This is a genomic window from Bradyrhizobium sp. LB13.1 (assembly GCF_054056815.1).
Window position 1 is genome coordinate 4,511,346 of sequence record NZ_JBSRYQ010000001.1, and the last position, 16,399, is coordinate 4,527,744.

15 protein-coding genes, 1 tRNA gene and 1 pseudogene are annotated in these 16,399 nt (G+C 63.7%); 12 read left to right on the top strand and 5 right to left on the bottom strand.

Features of this window, described 5'->3' with window-relative positions:
• Positions 1 to 141: 141 nt before the first annotated feature.
• Together ACVWYI_RS21440 and ACVWYI_RS21445 are read left to right on the top strand one after the other, a co-directional pair.
• A complete protein-coding gene (locus ACVWYI_RS21440) occupies positions 142 to 1,515 on the top strand; it encodes a hypothetical protein (RefSeq protein ID WP_456663129.1) in 1,374 nt (457 codons plus the stop codon).
• 181 nt (positions 1,516 to 1,696) lie between these two features.
• Positions 1,697 to 2,095: a hypothetical protein gene (locus ACVWYI_RS21445; protein WP_456663130.1), complete on the top strand. Its 399-nt coding sequence runs from the start codon at positions 1,697 to 1,699 to the stop codon at positions 2,093 to 2,095.
• On the opposite strand, the gene ACVWYI_RS21450 is transcribed toward ACVWYI_RS21445, so the two are convergent.
• Positions 1,999 to 3,597, bottom strand: coding sequence for a glycoside hydrolase family 17 protein (locus ACVWYI_RS21450; protein WP_456663131.1), 1,599 nt, complete (start codon positions 3,595 to 3,597; stop codon positions 1,999 to 2,001). The two genes, ACVWYI_RS21445 and ACVWYI_RS21450, sit on opposite strands and share 97 nt — an antisense overlap.
• Positions 3,598 to 3,926: 329 nt before the next feature.
• Between ACVWYI_RS21450 and ACVWYI_RS21455 the strand changes: the two genes are divergently transcribed.
• From ACVWYI_RS21455 to ACVWYI_RS21465, 3 genes and pseudogenes are all read left to right on the top strand, one after another.
• The gene (locus ACVWYI_RS21455; RefSeq protein WP_456663132.1) at positions 3,927 to 4,520 is read left to right on the top strand and encodes a beta-1-3, beta-1-6-glucan biosynthesis protein; all 594 of its coding nucleotides are present in this window, start codon (positions 3,927 to 3,929) and stop codon (positions 4,518 to 4,520) included.
• Positions 4,521 to 4,736: 216 nt separating this feature from the next.
• Positions 4,737 to 7,402 (top strand): annotated as a pseudogene (locus ACVWYI_RS21460) (glycosyltransferase).
• A gap of 326 nt (positions 7,403 to 7,728) precedes the next feature.
• Positions 7,729 to 7,804 (top strand) — tRNA-Lys (locus tag ACVWYI_RS21465).
• A gap of 58 nt (positions 7,805 to 7,862) precedes the next feature.
• On the opposite strand, the gene ACVWYI_RS21470 is transcribed toward ACVWYI_RS21465, so the two are convergent.
• Positions 7,863 to 8,069, bottom strand: a complete 207-nt coding sequence (locus ACVWYI_RS21470; RefSeq protein ID WP_247447229.1) for a hypothetical protein — start codon at positions 8,067 to 8,069, stop codon at positions 7,863 to 7,865.
• A 304-nt stretch (positions 8,070 to 8,373) separates the two neighbouring features.
• On the opposite strand from ACVWYI_RS21470, the gene ACVWYI_RS21475 reads away from it, so the two are divergent.
• On the top strand, positions 8,374 to 8,733 hold the full coding sequence (locus tag ACVWYI_RS21475; RefSeq protein WP_247447228.1) for a hypothetical protein: 360 nt from the start codon (positions 8,374 to 8,376) through the stop codon (positions 8,731 to 8,733).
• Positions 8,734 to 8,927: 194 nt separating this feature from the next.
• On the opposite strand, the gene ACVWYI_RS21480 is transcribed toward ACVWYI_RS21475, so the two are convergent.
• Positions 8,928 to 9,587: a hypothetical protein gene (locus ACVWYI_RS21480; protein ID WP_456663133.1), complete on the bottom strand. Its 660-nt coding sequence runs from the start codon at positions 9,585 to 9,587 to the stop codon at positions 8,928 to 8,930.
• A 351-nt stretch (positions 9,588 to 9,938) separates the two neighbouring features.
• Between ACVWYI_RS21480 and ACVWYI_RS21485 the strand changes: the two genes are divergently transcribed.
• The 4 genes from ACVWYI_RS21485 to ACVWYI_RS21500 all read left to right on the top strand — a co-directional run bounded on the left by ACVWYI_RS21485 (position 9,939) and on the right by ACVWYI_RS21500 (position 11,854).
• Complete coding sequence (locus ACVWYI_RS21485; protein ID WP_247343349.1) at positions 9,939 to 10,109, top strand: hypothetical protein; 171 nt, start codon at positions 9,939 to 9,941, stop codon at positions 10,107 to 10,109.
• Between the two features lie 648 nt (positions 10,110 to 10,757).
• Positions 10,758 to 11,000 (top strand): hypothetical protein, encoded by a 243-nt coding sequence (locus ACVWYI_RS21490; protein WP_247343353.1) that lies wholly within the window; start codon positions 10,758 to 10,760, stop codon positions 10,998 to 11,000.
• Between the two features lie 156 nt (positions 11,001 to 11,156).
• The gene (locus tag ACVWYI_RS21495) at positions 11,157 to 11,396 is read left to right on the top strand and encodes a hypothetical protein (RefSeq protein ID WP_456663134.1); all 240 of its coding nucleotides are present in this window, start codon (positions 11,157 to 11,159) and stop codon (positions 11,394 to 11,396) included.
• A gap of 170 nt (positions 11,397 to 11,566) precedes the next feature.
• Entirely contained in the window at positions 11,567 to 11,854 is a 288-nt protein-coding gene (locus tag ACVWYI_RS21500) for a Zn-ribbon domain-containing protein (RefSeq protein WP_247447225.1), read from the top strand.
• A 1-nt stretch (position 11,855) separates the two neighbouring features.
• Here the strand turns inward: ACVWYI_RS21500 and ACVWYI_RS21505 are convergent, their stop codons facing one another.
• Both ACVWYI_RS21505 and ACVWYI_RS21510 read right to left on the bottom strand, forming a co-directional pair.
• Positions 11,856 to 12,248 (bottom strand): NUDIX hydrolase, encoded by a 393-nt coding sequence (locus tag ACVWYI_RS21505; RefSeq protein ID WP_354047855.1) that lies wholly within the window; start codon positions 12,246 to 12,248, stop codon positions 11,856 to 11,858.
• A 145-nt stretch (positions 12,249 to 12,393) separates the two neighbouring features.
• Positions 12,394 to 13,509 carry an AI-2E family transporter gene (locus ACVWYI_RS21510; RefSeq protein ID WP_354047857.1) on the bottom strand — a complete coding sequence of 372 codons (1,116 nt, stop codon included), beginning with the start codon at positions 13,507 to 13,509 and terminating at the stop codon, positions 12,394 to 12,396.
• Between the two features lie 392 nt (positions 13,510 to 13,901).
• On the opposite strand from ACVWYI_RS21510, the gene ACVWYI_RS21515 reads away from it, so the two are divergent.
• On the top strand, positions 13,902 to 14,129 hold the full coding sequence (locus ACVWYI_RS21515) for a hypothetical protein (RefSeq protein ID WP_456663135.1): 228 nt from the start codon (positions 13,902 to 13,904) through the stop codon (positions 14,127 to 14,129).
• 164 nt (positions 14,130 to 14,293) lie between these two features.
• Complete coding sequence (locus ACVWYI_RS21520) at positions 14,294 to 16,339, top strand: acetoacetate--CoA ligase (RefSeq protein ID WP_456663136.1); 2,046 nt, start codon at positions 14,294 to 14,296, stop codon at positions 16,337 to 16,339.
• Positions 16,340 to 16,399: the final 60 nt, after the last annotated feature.

The following is a 16,399-nucleotide window of genomic DNA, read 5'->3' on the forward strand; positions in this document are numbered from 1 at the left end:
GGCGGCGGCAGGTCAATGCCGTCATGAGCTATCGCCTTGCTACCCCCGCAATCGCCCGGAATTCAAGTGCGACAAGGTTTTCCTGTTAATGTTCCCTGATTGATTCGGGGAAGCCGGACAGGGCTGGGCGCTTAAACGTACATGGCAAAGGATTCCGACCCACTGGCGGAAGCCTTCGGCACCAAGGAGACCGGCGGGCTATTCTCCGGACTTGTGGCCGAGGAGAGTTCGTTCGATCGCAGCATGATGTGGCGGCTGGGCTCGTGGGGCGTGGCGGCCGTCGGCGCCGTGGTGATTGCCGTATTCGCCAACCAGGCCCAGCTCGGCTGGCGGCGCGACCAGGTCGCGTCGGCCGATCTCGCGCACCAGGCCGACCGGCTCCAGATGCTGACCAAGGAGAGCCAGAACGAGGCCCGCCGCCTCGCCTCTGCCATCGAGACACTGAACACCGATCGCGACCGGCTCTATTCGCGCGTCACCGTGCTGGAGCAAGGGCTCGATTCTGTCACCGGCGCCATCGCCAGGCAGACGACCACGCCGCCGCAGGCGTCCGCTGCGAAGCCGCAGGACGCGCCAGCTTTGGTCGGACCGCCGGCGCCCAGCGTCGCGCCAGTCGCCTCGACACCAGCACCAGTCAGCGACAAGCCGCGCACCGAAGTTGCCAAGGACGCGCCGAAAGACAGCGCAAAGGAGCCGTCGGGCCCGCCGACGCAGAGCGCGGCCGCCGCCTCGCTCCTGTCGCACGCGCCGCTGACGACCTCGACACCGCCGATGCTTCCGCTGGTGCCGTCCAAGTCGATCATGGCGCCGCCCGATCCGGCCGCATCAAAACTGGTGCAGCCCGAGGCAACTGAGAAGGCTGCCGAGAAGAAGCCTGACCCGGCGCCCGCTCCGATCGAAGTCGCTGCTGTGGCAGCGAAGCCGCCGGAGGCCGCCGAGAGCGAGGCTCCTGCGATTGCGGTCCAGCAGACGCGCTTTGCGATTGATCTCGGTGGCGCGAACTCGGTCGACGGCCTGCGTGCACTCTGGCGCGGGCTGAGCAAATCCAATCCGGAGATCGCGGCGCTGCGGCCGATCATCATGATCAAGGAAGGCAACACCGGCCTCGGCATGCAGCTTCGCTTGGGAGCCGGCCCGCTGATCAACGCCGCCGCAGCAGCCAAGCTCTGCGCAGGCCTCGCCGAAAACGACCGCCACTGCGAGACCACCGTGTTCGACGGCCAGCGGCTGTCAATGCGCGGCGGCCAGGAAAAGGGACAAGAGAAGACTCAGGATCGAGTTCAGGAGAAGAACTCCGACAAGACCCAGGACTCGGTGCCGCAAGCCGACACCGCCTCGGCGCCCGCGCCCGCCGCCAAACCGGACAAGCGCCGCCACAGCTATTCCTCAAAACGCTCCTCGAAGCGAGAGGAGCCCGCGCCTGCTCCTGCGGCTCCGCAGCCAGCCGCACAGGCGAAGCCGGAGACGGCGCCGGCGTCAGCGGGATCGACGTTGTCGTCGTTCTTCAGGCGATAAGCCTTGTGGACTGCGGCAGGCGTCAATAATCGCCGTCAGTGGAAAATCGTTGCGTCATGCTCCGCTACCCTGAGCGTGGATGACTTGCACACCGCCACAATGGCGCGCAGTTGCGCCACGATAGGCAGAAACTTCCACCTGCCCTGTTGCCCCCTCGCTTCATCCCGACCATATTGCGGCCATGACAAAAAAGCCCTTCCGCCTCACGCCCTACCAGGTGCAGTTCCTGATCGTCGTCGGCTTCGCCTCCGTCGGCTATGCGCTCTATCTGCGCTACCTCGGAATCGAAAACTCGCAGGTCGGGCTCGCCTGCGACGCCGGGCTCCAGACCCTGATCTGCAAGGCGCGCTCGGTCTCGACTGTGCTGTTCAAGAATTCGGTGTTCGGCATCGTCGCGCTGGTGGTAGCGACGCTGAATCTGATGCGGCCGTCGATCGTGCTGCTGACCGTCGGCATCATCGCCGCCGGCCTCGGCATCGTGCTCTACAATGTCGTGCTGTCGGGCCTGGCGATCGGCCTGTTCATTCTTGGATTTGCTCGGCCCGCCGCCCGCCACATCGTGAGCGCGAACAACAAATAGATCGCACAGGTCCACAGCGACTGCCAGTTGTCGCGGCCCTCGTTGACGAGCACGTACGCGGCCGACAGCGTCAGCACGCCCGCGAATACCGATTCCGCGATCGGACGCTGGCCGATCTGCGGCCGGTTCAGCATCAACAGCGCGAACGGCACCACCGCCATCGTCAGCGAGGCGTAGGGGAAATCCTTGTAGCGCGGATCGAACACGAAGCCGAGCGCGGTCTGCGCCGCGATCACCGCAGTCACCGCCAGCGTGAGGCCCAGCACGGCGGTGAGCTTCGACCATTTCCGGCCCTCGCGCGGGCCCAGCAGATCGAGAAAGGTCGGAAGACTGCGGCCGATCACCATCGCCTGCGCGCAGAAGATCGGCGACAGGATGCCGGCCGCGAGCAGCGCGCCCCACAGCAGCCAGCCGCCGATGCCGTAGCTCTCATAGTACATCTTGTCGGCGCCGATCCCGAGCAGGATGCCCGCTGAGGTCGCCGAGATCGCCACACCGAGCCAGGCCGAGAAGCGCGGCGTCCAGGGCCTGCGCCGCAACGTCAGGCCGGCGACCGCGAACACCAGCACGCAGAGGCCCATGCCGGCGCCCATGTACCATTTCCAGTACGGGAAATTGCTGATCGGCTCGCCCGGCGGGTATTTCAGGCTGCGGTGCACCGAGTCATAGAGCCCCCAATAGCCGCCGACAGTGCCCTCCAGCTTGCGCTTCCACGGCTGGTCGTAGGACTCGATCAGATTGACGCGGAATTTCTGCGCTTTCGCGAGGGACAAAATCTCGGAGACGACGCGCGCCTGGTTGGTCCGCGACGGCAGCGCGCCTTCGCGCATGCGCCCTTCGCTCGGCCAGCCGGTTTCGCCGATCAATATCTCCTTGCCGGGAAACGCGACTGCCATGCGCTCGCGGATCGCCTCGACATGGCCGGCGGCGAATTTCGCCTTGACCGGGAAATCCTCCCAATAGGGCAGGATGTGGATCGTGACGAAGTCGACGGCGTCATAGACGTCGCGGTTCTTCAGCCAGAACTCCCAGACGTCGGCATAGGTGACGGGCACGCTGACTTGCGCCTTCACCGAGCGGATGATGGAGACTAGGTCCGCGGTCGTCATCTCGCCACGCAGCAGCACCTCGTTGCCGACGATGATGCTGGTGATGATGCCGGGGAAATCCTTGGAAAGGCGGACGGCGAGCGCGGCCTGCTCAAAATTCTTGGTGCGGTTGCTGGAGAGCCAGATCCCCTGCAGCAACTTCAGCCCGCCGATCCTGGCGGCGATCGCCGGCACCTGGTCGAGGCCGTTCTCCATCGAGTAGGTGCGGACACAGTCGGTGATCTCCTTGAGCTGGCGCAGGTCCTGCTCGATCTGATCGGCCTCGATATGGGTCCATGCGTTCAGCGGCGACTGCTCGCCGCGGAACGGCGCGTAGGAAACGCACTGAACCTTGTCGGCGGGATCGATCGGGGCGCGTGCGAGCGTGATCGGCGTGGCAAGCCACCACCACACGGCAGCAATCGCCCCCAGTGAAACGAGCAGAAGCGCCAGTGGTGTACGAAGAGAAATCAGTTCCGTCCTCCCGCGAAGGGCCGTCGATTACCTGCTCGCACGCCATCTGCCAAGGGGGTGGCTCCGGTATGGATCGATCCCTCCCCTGAGGAATTTACCTGCGGCCGTTCGACAGAGGCCTAGGATCGTGACTTTGCTGGACAAAATTTGAAATTCAGGCCATGGAATCGAAAGGACTTTTCCGCCGCATTGGAGACCCATTTGGACGCCATCACCGGCGCGTCCGCGAGGTCCTGGCGCGGACGGTCAGTGAATATATTGGGGAATTCATGCGGCAACGGGTGTTCGAGTTACGAAATGCGGTCCTGCGGCAGTTCGCCGCCACCTTGGCCGTTACTTCCCTTCTCGTCATGGTCGGTCTCGGTGGCGCCTCCGCCCAGAGCGGCACGCCCGCCCCGGACCAGAGCAAGTCAGCCGCCCAGCCCGCCGACGCCGCCAAGGATGCCGCCCTGAACCAGCGTCGCACCGACGAGTTCGCCGAAGCAGCCCAGGTCATCAGCGGCCCGGCCGGCAACCCCGAATGCGTCTGGCTCGGCCGGCGCGTGGTACGGCTGATGTGGCGGGACGACCTCGATACCGCATTCCGCCATCTCGACCTCTACGACCGCTTCGGCTGCCCTGGCGGCCACATCCAGGCCGCCTTCCGCTGCCTGACCCGCTTTGGCGGCCAGATCGATCCCAAGGTCGCCGAGACCCTGGACAGCCGTGTCCACGCTTGCTGGATCAATCCGGCCTCCCAGCCGCAGCAGGCGGCGGCCGCCGCGGCCTCGCAGTCCGCCGCGCCGACATCAGGCAATGCGCAACCGCAGCCGGCCGCGAGCCCCTCGCCGGCGGCAAGCCCGCCACCGGCGCCCTCGAAATAGCCGCGATTGTTTCAGCCTCCGTTCAGGAACGATCGGCGATAGAAAGCAATTGGCACTGCTGCGTATTCCGAAATTTGCCACGCCCTCATACGGTCATGAGGCCATGACAGTTGTGAAACCGCGCGGCAGAGGTATGCTCCATTTGCCGCGGACTTGGTCGGATCTCGGGGTCGGATCCGCTTCCCTGCCCCCTCAGCCCCTTTTGGTTTAGCCGCGATGCGGGTTGTCGCCGCCGTTCTGTTGCTTGTGTCCGCGCTTCACGCCGGCCTCTGGGGAGTCTTGCGCGACAAGGAACCTGCGCCGGACTTTAGGGGCCTGTTACCCAGCCTGTCTTATACGCCGTTCGAACCGGGACATGCTGTCGACAACAACGTCGATCCCGACAAGATTCGTGCCGATCTGAAAAAGCTCTCGACCCTCACGCGTGCCATCCGCTCTTACTCTGCGACGGAAGGCAACGAGTTGGTGCCGCCGATTGCCGCCGAGTTCGGGCTCAAGGTCACGGTCGGCGCCTGGATCGGCAAGGACCCGGACCGCAACGAGCGCGAGATCAAGGCCGCCATTGAGCTCGCCCGCAAGAACAGCAACGTGAATGGCGTCGTCGTCGGCAACGAGGTGATCTATCGCGGCGAGCAGAAGGTCGAAGACCTCATCGAGATGATCAAGAAGGTCAAGGGCGCGGTCCGCGTGCCCGTGACGACCGGTGAGATCTGGAACATCTGGCGCGACAACCCCGACCTGGGCTCCAACGTCGATTTCATCGCCGCCCACGTGCTGCCTTACTGGGAAAATTTCCGCTCGGACCAGGCGGTCGACCAGGCCGTCGACCGCTACAATTTGTTGCGTAACCTGTTCCCCGGCAAGCGCATCGTGATCGCCGAGTTCGGCTGGCCGAGCGCGGGCTACAATCTGCGCAATGCCGACCCCGGTCCGTTCCAGCAGGCACTGACCTTGCGCAACTTCGTCAGCCGCGCCGATGCCATCGGCATGGAATACAACATCGTCGAAGCCATCGATCAGCCCTGGAAATATTTCGAAGGCGGCGTCGGTCCGTACTGGGGCATCCTCAACGCCAGCCGCGAGCCGAAATTCGCCTGGACCGGCCCGGTGGAGAATCCCGACTATTGGAAGTCGATGGGTATAGCGCTGCTGGTCGGTGTCCTGTTGTCGCTGCCGATCCTGCGGCTGGAACAGCCGACGGCGAAGCAGGCGTTCCTGCTGTCGGCCGCCGCCAATGGCGTCGGCGCCTGGGCCGCCACCGTGTTCGCGTTCTGGAACGGGCACTATTTCATTTTCGGCTCGGCCTTCGCTCTGACGCTGGGCATGATCCTGCTTGTTCCCCTCGTCCTCATTGCGATGGCGCGCATCGACGAGATCGCCGCCGTCGCGTTCGGCCGGCCACCGCAGCGGCTGCTCACGAAGGGCAAGCCGGTCGAGAACGTTCCCGAGAATTACTTTCCAAAAGTCTCGATCCACATCCCCGCTTATTTCGAGCCCGTCGAGATGCTCAAGCAGACGCTCGATGCACTGTCGCGGCTGAACTATCCGAACTACGAATGCGTCGTCATCATCAACAACACGCCGGACCCGGCCTTCTGGCAGCCGATCCAGGACCATTGCCGCACGCTCGGTGAACGCTTCAAGTTCATCAACGCGGAGAAGGTGCAGGGTTTCAAGGCCGGCGCGCTGCGCATCGCGATGGACCGCACCGCCGTCGATGCCGAGATCATCGGCATCCTCGATGCCGACTACGTCGTCGATCCCGACTGGTTGAAGGACCTCGTGCCCGCCTTCGCCGACCCGCGCGTCGGTCTGGTGCAGGCGCCGCAGGAACATCGCGACGGCGATCTGTCGATCATGCACTACCTCATGAACGGCGAATATGCCGGCTTCTTCGACATCGGCATGGTCCAGCGCAACGAGACCAACGCCATTATCGTGCACGGCACGATGTGCCTGATCCGCCGTGCCGCGATGGACATGGCCGGCGGCTGGTCGAGCGATACGATCTGCGAGGACTCGGATCTCGGCCTAGCGATCCAGCCCAACTCGGCTGGACCACGCACTACACCAACCACCGCTACGGTCAGGGCCTGCTCCCCGACACCTACGAGGCCTTCAAGAAACAACGCCATCGCTGGGCGTATGGCGGCCTCCAGATCGTCAAGAAGCACTGGCGGAACTTCCTGCCCGGAAAGAGTCGGCTGACGGCTGACCAGAAGCGCGAATATGGTCTCGGCTGGCTGAACTGGCTTGGGGCCGAAAGCCTCGGCGTGGTCGTGGCGCTGCTCAACCTCATCTGGGTGCCGATCGTGGCCTTCGCCGACATCGCCATCCCCGACAAGATTTTGACGCTGCCGATCATTGGCGCCTTCATTGTCTCGCTCGCGCACTTTTTGTCGATGTACCGTGCGCGCGTCGCGATCAAGCCCGGCCAGATGCTGGGCGCCATGATCGCGGCAATGAGCGTGCAATGGACGGTGTCGCGCGCGGTCGCGCAAGGACTGATCACCGAGCATATCGCGTTCGCGCGCACCTCCAAAGGTGGCCTGTCCCGGATGTCGATAGAGTTCCAGGCGTTCTGGGAGGCCGTGATCGGCGCCCTGCTCCTGATCGGCGCCGGCGTGCTGGTCGCCTCCAACAGCTATCGCCAGATCACCGAGATCTACATCTTCGCGGGCGTGCTGGTGCTGCAAAGCCTGCCGTTCCTGGCTGCAGTCGCCATCGCCATCCTCGAGCTCAGCCGCATCAACTCGTTCCAGTTCTGGCGCGACAGCGCGATCCGCACCGCCGAGCTGATCGGCTTGCGCCCCGTCGCGCTGCCGACCCCCGCCGGCACGCCGCAGCCGTTGCCGAACGAGGTCCGGCGCGAAGCGAACTGACGGCGAGACGACCTCGCGGCGCGGGCGAGGCCCTCGGCCGGTAAGCCATCCTCGCTCTTGGGCGTGGATGACTGTGCGCCAATCAAGTTGAAAATCCCGACTTAAACCACGGAAGCGGCGAGCAAATCCCCGCTTCTGCCGCGAGTTTTGGCAGCCACCCCTGCTATTGACCTCCGCGCCCCATCCCCCTACACAGCGCGGGCCGAAAGCATGATCCGGAGAACAGCCGGTTTTCCCCGCGACGCAAGTAGGGCGTGGCAGCAAGACATGCTTCTCGAATGTCCGAACACGATGGCGATCTCTTTGAAAGCCGTCAGCGGCCATGGGAGCGCGTAGCTCAGCCGGTAGAGCACGTGACTTTTAATCACGGGGTCCTGGGTTCGAGCCCCAGCGCGCTCACCAAGCAAAATCAATGGCTGTTCGCGAGAGCAGATGAAAAGGCCCTGATTGCGACGGCGGACTACACCACGCCGCCGAAGTCGATGCCTTCCTTCGCAAGCTCCTCGGCTTCCTCGGCGGACTCTGTCGGCTTCGTTTCGAGATAGGCATGCTCAGACGCCGGTAGGACAGTGCGGATTTTCCCGCCATCTGCCCGCGTGATGCGGGCAACCCAACGCCTGGGGCCGTGCTCAACGTGCTGGATATGGTACTGCTTGTACGTAATCATGACTCACGGACGCAACTGACGCTAGCGGAGGCTCCCTTTTTATCTGACAGGAAGCCGCCGGACAACGGTTTCCTAAAGCTAGGTTAAGACCCGCCAGCGTGAACGGGCGGGTCCCGAGAGCGTAATGCGAACATCAGACAGCCGCCAGCCGCTCGATGTCGTGGAAGATCGATCCAGCCATTTTCTGTCCGCAACTGCGGTCGAACGAAAAGACTTGACTGAGCTGGGGAGCGCGCCGGCGTGAACCGTTCAGCGATCATTCAGCCGCTCAGGCGTAGGCATACTGCGATTGGGAGACAATCCGATGATAGGTGCCGTTGTCGCAACCTTGCTGGCGCTACAGCTCGGTGAGGTTCATCAGGTTCAATACCGTGTCCCTGTACACCCGCCGCCGTGCGGCAACGGCTGGGACGTCGGTGCCCGCGACGGCATGTGCTACCCCAACGGCTATTTGCCACCGCAAGAACAGGCCGCACGGCAGTACTATCGTGGCGGTAGAGGCTATGGCCACTATCCCGTTCCTTGCGGAAACGGTGCCGATATCGATAGCCGCGACGGCCAGTGTTACCCGACCGGAACGGTTCCGCCGCAGTTTCAACAGGGCCGGCAAGGCTATTACGGCGATGATTACTACGAGCGCCGTCCGAGGCGCCGTTACTATTGAAAGACCCACCAGCGTAAACCGGCGGGCCCTGGTAATCGCTTTTAGCGATCAGCGGAATCAGGCGAGGTGACAGTGCAGTCCAGCACTGTCACCGTCATTCCGCAATTCCAAGTCTGGGTAAAAGACCCCGCCGGCGCGAGCCCGCGTGCCAGATTAGCGCGGACATAGTCCCAGATGACTTGCCTAACCTATCTTCAGCTTTCCGGGGCCGAGATTGTAGCCGGCACACTCAAGGGAGCTCCTCCAACCGAAACGGGCCCCATAGATTTCGATTGCGGAGCCATCCGCTTGCGCATCGTCGATCGATTGCGAGTGCGCCCTCTGGGGATGGAGGAGGTCATTTCCGACATCATTGCACTCTGCAGCGACTCGATCTTCGCAATCAGCGTGGACAGCTGCGAATATACCTTCTTCACATCGACCCGTTCGTCCGTGATGCTCTGTCGCAGCGAAAGCAGCACCATCGAATCCGCCTGCAGCACAGCCGCGTTTTGTTGCAATGCCTGGTTGCTCTCCTGCAGCGAAGCCGTGTGTTGCTGCTGGGTCGACTGAATATCCTTCAAGGCAGCGACAACCGGATCCGGCTTTGGCGCTGAAGCCTCTTGCCGCGGTAGCAGATCAGCCAGGCTGCTCAGATTCAGCGATGGCAAGCCGGACGGCCATGTGTAGATCGCCGCCGCGCCGTTGATGGCCAGGGCACACACCGATAGCGCCATGACCGACGTCCGGCTGGACCGCTTGATCGGTTCTGGAGCGTCCAACAAGCATGCGGGTTCGTGTGCTGCGACTGCGGCTGCAAGTGCTGCGGGGTCGAGTTGTTCGACGAGGCCTTGCGTTTCGAAAGTCGCGGTCATTGCATTGACCTCAAATGAGCGAGCAAAAGGATGCCGCCGCAGGAACGTCCTCGCGACGCCTCCTCTACGCAACACCCACCTACAACTGCCTAAAATTGTGGGCTTTTCGGATTAATTCCACGTTAGCGGCCTGGCCGCCGGGCATACCCACTCACCCCGGCCGAGTACGGGGTCCATGCGATAGAATGCACCCATTTGAGCGCAGGACAGGCCCGACTTTTTCAGGTCAAGTTCCGGTTCTCCGAAGCAAATGCTTTGCTCCTCGATAATGGAGCGCCTGCCCGGAACCGCGACAAAGCTACAGACAACTCCCCCGAAACGTGTAGGATTCGAGAAAATCGGAGGAGCGGCATGTTTGAAATCAACGGTTTCGACACGGCAGGCGTCGTCAGTCTCAAGCGTGTATCCCTCGCCGCCGCCCTCAAGAAAGCCCGAGAACTGATCGCGGACGGGTGCTGGGACGTTCAGGTCGTTAATCCCGCAGGCCAAGTTTACACATCGTTTGAGGAAGAAGCCGCTTAGTCGCCCCGCCTTAGGCGTTTTTCAGAAAGCACCCGCCCATCCGATCGCGCTTCGCGTGCTCCGGCCGTGGCGGCGATCGACATGAAAAACCCCAGCGCCTGGTGGCTGCGCTGGGGCGTTTTCGAAGTATAAATCGGTAAAGCAATGAGGCCTTCTTAGCAGCGGTCTCGACAACCGCTTGTGAGCTGCTTCACACGGCTCGGCTGAACTTTTCACACCCCCGTGACTATCCGCCTCGGCCGACGTTGGACGAGGCGCTATTGAGCCATCGCTCCGTTGCTTCATCGCTCCAGCCGGGGACCGCGAAGCGCGCGCGAGAATTCACGTCCGAGCGAGGACGATCGGCCGCAGGATGGCGTGTCGCAGGATTGCCCGCACGGGCGTGATGCACCGTTGCGGCGCTTGCAGACGTGCACAGCAGGATCAAGAGGCCCATGGCCAAAACAGAGCGCATCGTATCGGCTCCCATCAAGCACCGCTCGGGTCTATGTGATACGCCAACCGTCCCACCGCAATCCGACGCGACTTCACAGCCAAGAGATGGAAGCTCGAACCGACCTCCACTCCCGCGCGCCATGCCGTTGCCAATCAACTCGTTTGGGAGCACGCTGCCCTCCAGGCGCGCAGACGCCACTCAGGGAGAAGCACATGAAGGAGCACGGCCTGGATAGTCGCCACCGGGACAAGGATGGCGCGATCAGCAAGAAGCACGGCAACACGCTGGTCGGCACGTTGCGCAAGATCTACGGAAAGGGTTTTGCCGCCGGTTATCCGGATACGACTGAACTCAATGAAGTGTTGCAACAATTGAACGAGACGTCGCTGAGCCAGTTGCGCCGCGACCACGACACCGGGCATCTCGGGCACAAGATCGACCACGTCCCGAAGTGACGGACTTCACTTGGCCAAACTTCAGGTAGTCGAAGCCAACTCCACCAGCCGCTAGCGACCCTGCGCGGACAGGCCGCGCTGTCGGTCGTCTCACCGAACTTGCCGTTTGAGCCCTCGCCGCCCGAGCGCTAGAATGAGCCTTTTAAGGAGGCTCATTTGAAACAGCTCGTTGTCATCGCCGCCATCGCACTCGCCGTGACCGCTCCCGCCCGCTCGCAGGCCCTCGTCGATCCCAACAAGGTTGCTCCCGAATACCGCGAGGCGGCCGAGAAGCGGCGGGCCGAGCAGATGCGGCAGCGCGAATGCGCATTGAAGGCGGATCTCGAGAAGGTGCTGCCGAGGGATCGTACCACCTATCTCAACCATTGCCTGGACACGACCGCGGCGAAGCAATAGCGGCTGATCGAGCGATTTGACGATCTCGGCCTGCCGCCTGTCGCAACGGGCCGCTGCGTCACCGCCTTCAGCGGCCAGACCTGCCGGCGAAGTCCCGGAAGCATTCAAGCTTTCTTCAGACATTTGGGATCACCTGACGATCCATTTCCATCAGTCATTGTCGACCGCGGATGAGTTTCGTCCAGATTCAGTGCACGCGCTGCAAGACCGTATTCCGCGATCGCGCCGGACGGTTGCAGGACGGCTATTCCAGGCAATGTCCGAGCTGCGAGGTGGTGCTGTTCTTCGCGGAGGACTCGCCGAACCCTCAGGTCAAGCAGGCCATGAAGCGCGCGCGCAAGGCCCGCAAGGAGCAGCGCGAAACCGAAATGGCGAGGGCATCCGCGCCGCAGGCCCGTGTCAATTCTTCGCGGTCCCACGCCGGACGGACGCAGCAGCCGTCGGAGGACGAGGAGTAGCTTACGCCCGCCTGGGCTTCCTCGGAAACAGGCGGTCGCGGATATAGCGCGAGGTCGGCGTCAGGCGGATGCCGCGCGGCTTCTGCCAGGCGGCGCGGTCGAGCTCGTTCTTGTCGCCGATCGCGAGCCTGCCTTTGGCGCCCTTCGCGATGAAGATAGCATCGCTCATCTTGCGGCCGGAGCGCTTGTTCCTGGCCGTCACTTCCTTCCAGAGGCTGATCCGGCCGAGCTTCAGCTTGGGCAGCTCTTCCTTGATCTCCCGCCGCAGGCAGTCCTTGTCGGACTCGCGCGCGCGCTTGCGGCCGCCCGGGAACATCCACAGCCCGTCCGACCGGCGTCTGACCAACAATACCTTACCGCGCTTGGCGGCTACCAGCTTGGAAGACTTCGCCATTTCCGCCGTAATCGAAAACAGAATCGGACCCATGGTAACTTGTCTAGTCGAATAGACAAGTTCAGGCCGCGGCTTGATCACAGGCCGCTGGGCCCTCAGGTCCGATGGGGTACGGCAGGCGGATCGCGCCGTTCGAGGTCCGAGATCAGGCCTCGTCCGCTTTTTGCCCCGCTCTTTCCCCTGCCCCTGCCCCCGCCTCTGCCCGGTCCTCCGTCCTGATCCAGGCCATCATCATCTCCCAGGCCACGGACAGGATGATCGGCCCGATGAACAGGCCGACGATGCCGTGGGCGAGCGTGCCGCCGATCACGCCGACGAAGATCACGATGGTCGGCGTGGTCAGGCCGCGCCCCATGACGAGCGGCTTCAACATGGTGTCGAGAAAGCCGACGAGGACGAGAAACACGGTGAGCAGCAGCGCCGTGGTGACGTCCTTGGCGGTCCAGATCCAGATGATCACCGGCAGCAGCACCAGGAAGGCGCCGATCTGCACGATCGAGAGCAGCAGCACGATGAAGGCGAGCAGGCCTGCGCTCGGCACGGCGGCGAGCTTGAAGCCGATTCCGGCCAGCAGCGCCTGCACGATCGCGACGCCGATCACGCCCTGCGCCACGGCGCGGATGGTGGCGCCCGCGAGCCCCAGGAAATGCTCGCTCTGCTCGGGCACGATGCGAAACAGGAAGCCGCGGCCGGCCGCAACCAGCCGCGGCCCGTGCGGAAACAGGAAGCCGGCCACGAACACCGAGACCAGGAACTGCAGCGTGCCGACGCCGGCGTCTCCCGCGAGCCCAAGCAACGGTCCCGCTAACGGCTGGAGATACGGCGCCACCTCGTGCAGCACCGCGCGGATGTTGTTGTAGGTCTGCTCCCAGAGGTCGAATAGCCAGGGGCCAATGAGCGGCCACGACTTGAGCCGCTCGGGCGCCGACTGAAGCGCGAGGTCGCCGGTGCCGAGCTGGCGCGCCAGCTCGCGCACGCCATCTACTGCGCTGATGCCGAGCCAGGTCGCAGGGCCAATGACGATGCCGAGCGTGATCAGGGTCAGGATCGCCGCTGCGGTCTTGGGCCGGCCGCCGAGGATCTTGGCGACCCAGCTGAAGGCCGGGTAGAACGCGACCGCGAGCACGCCGCTCCAGGCAAGGATCGGCACGAAGGGGCGGATGATCAGGAAGGTCCAGATGATCAACAGGCCGAGTAGGCCGACCCGGATCACGAGCTGGATGATGTCCTCGCCCGTCAGGAGTTGACGGAGACTTTTCACGGGCACGGCTTTCCTTGCGGCGTTGACGCGGGTTCCGGCACTTGCTCGGTCCAGCGTTATTGCCAGCCGCGCATCCGGCGTCAAGACGACCGGTCCAGCCCGAGCCTGGCGATTAGGAACGCATCGGGCCATTCGGCATTCCGAGAGCATGGCGCGCCGTCCCAGAGATCCTGTCGCACACACGGGAATTCACCGCGGCATCCACTTTTCGCTGAAGCGAAACGCCGCACCGGGCTATTGGCGCTACGCCTATGCCGTCGGCGACAGGGTCCGCTCCGGGCGAAGGCGGTTTGGCTAACGACGATTAACCGGATTTCGGCCGGCGGGTTTACGCCGATGCAAAGCCGTGCACCTACGCTTTCATTGAGGTCCCCCAAACCACTTTCGGTGCAATGGCCAACAGCATCTGGACGATTGAAGAATTCACCTGCGCGGGTTGCAGCATGAACTACACCGCGACGAGGGAAGAGCACGCCGAAGCGCATTCCGGCAGCTTCAAGTGCAGCATCTGTAGCGGCGTGGTGCACACCTGGTCCGGCAAGCATCATTTCTTTGGCTGGGAAGCGGTGAAGGCCAAGCCGCCGGTGTTCGGAAAGCGCTGGGCAGACGTGGGCCGGTAGGTTGAAACGACGAACCCTTTGAAGCGGTCGCGTTACGCCACTCAAACGTGTTCCTGGCGGACGCAGCCCGCTACTGCCGTCAACGCTGCCTGCGCGAAGTGCGGCTTCTGCTACTCCGCCGCAACAGATAAACTCCCCTTCCCCGCAACTGAAGCCGACACGCAATGACCGCAGCTTTCGTTCCCCAGATCGCCCTCTACCGCACCTGGCTCGCCGAGCAGCGCGGCCTCACCTTCGCCAGCTACGAGGACATGCGGCAATGGTCGGTGCGCGATCTCGACGGCTTCTGGCGCAGCATCTGGGATTATTACGATCTGCAATCGCCGACGCCGTTCCAGGCCGTCATCACCGAGCGCAAGATGCCCGGCGCGGTCTGGTTTCCCGGCGCCCAGGTCAACTATGCCCGGCAGGTGTTCCGTCATGTGGACGCGGCCGACGCCGCCGGCCTGCCCGCAATTGTCAGCAGCGGCGAGGACGGCAAGCTTAAAGAGACGAGCTGGCCGGAGCTGCGGCGCAAGGCGGCAGCGCTCGCGCTGCATCTGAAAGAAAAAGGCATCAAGCCCGGCGATCGCGTGGCTGCCTACCTGCCCAACATCCCCGAGACCATCATCGCGTTCCTGGCGAGCGCCAGCATCGGCGCGATCTGGAGCGTCTGCGCGCCCGATATGGCGGCACCCGCCGTGATCGACCGCTTCAAGCAGATCGAGCCGAAAGTGCTGATCGCCTGCGACGCAGTCACCTATGCCGGCCGACTGCACGATCGCAAAGACGTCCTCGCCGAGCTGCGGCGATCGCTGCCGACGGTCGAGCACGTCATCCTGCACAGCGAGACCGTCGCACCCGCAGCGCCGGACATACTGCTCTCCGATATCCTCGCAAGGACAAGTGCGGCGATCGACACGTTCGAACCGGCCTGGCTGCCGTTCGACCATCCGCTCTGGATCGTCTATTCCAGCGGCACCACGGGCCTGCCCAAGCCGATCGTGCACGGCCATGGCGGCATTGTCATCGTGGTGCTGGCGCTGCTGGGACTGCACAACGATCTCGGCTGCTCCTACCACGAGAACTCGTTCGGCGAGCGCTATCACTGGTACAGCTCGACCGGCTGGATCATGTGGAACAGCCAGGTCGGCGGCCTGCTCAATGGCACCACCTGCTGCATCTTCGACGGCAGTCCCGGCGGCGCCAGGGAGAAGCCGGACTGGACCACGCTGTGGCGCTTCGTCGCGCAGTCGAAAGCGACCTTCTTCGGTGCGGGCGCGGCGTTCTTCGCCAACTGCGCCAAGGCGGAAATCGACCTCGCCGCCGGTGATCTGTCGCGATTACGCTGTCTCGGCTCGACCGGTTCTCCGCTCAATGCCGACACGCAGGCCTGGTTCAACAACCGCTTCGCGGCGCTCTCGAAGACCAACGGCAGCAAGGCCCAGACCGATATCTGGTGGGCCAACATCTCCGGCGGCACCGATTTCGCCGGCGCTTTCATTGGCGGCAACCGCGAACTGCCGCAGACGCCGGGCGCGATGCAGTGCCGTCTGCTGGGTGCTGCCGTGGAAGCCTTCAGCGACCAGGGCCGGGCCGTCATCGACGAGGTCGGGGAGCTCGTCTGCACCGAGCCGATGCCGTCGATGCCGCTCTATTTCTGGAACGACAAGGGCGATGCGCGCTATCGCGCAAGCTATTTCGAGACCTATCCGGACAATTTCGACGGCAGCGGCCGCGGGCCGGTGTGGCGGCACGGCGACTGGCTCAAGGTCGACCCGGACGGCTCCTGCATCATCTATGGCCGCAGCGATGCCACGATCAACCGGCACGGCCTGCGCATGGGTACGAGCGAACTTTACTCCGCGATCGAAGCCTTGCCGGAGGTGCTGGACTCGCTCGTCGTCGATCTCGAATATCTCGGCCGCGACAGCTACATGCCGCTGTTCGTCGTACTGCGCGACGGCGTCGCCTTCGACGGCGCGATGCGGGCGAGGATCAACAAGGCGATCGAGGCTGGCCTCTCCCGGCGATTCCTGCCGAACGAAATTTTCGCAGTCGCCGAGATTCCGCGCACGCTCTCGGGCAAGAAGCAGGAGCTGCCGATCAAGAAGCTGCTGCTCGGCCAGCCCGTCGAAAAGGTCATCAACAGGGAGGCGATGGCCAATCCCGCCTGCCTCGACTGGTATCTCGCCTTCGCGCGCGACTATCTGGCGCGAACCGAGGCTTGAGGGGAGATCGGCCCAATTGCGCCGATGCCGTTTGGACTCCGTTCACCGATCGCCGCTAGA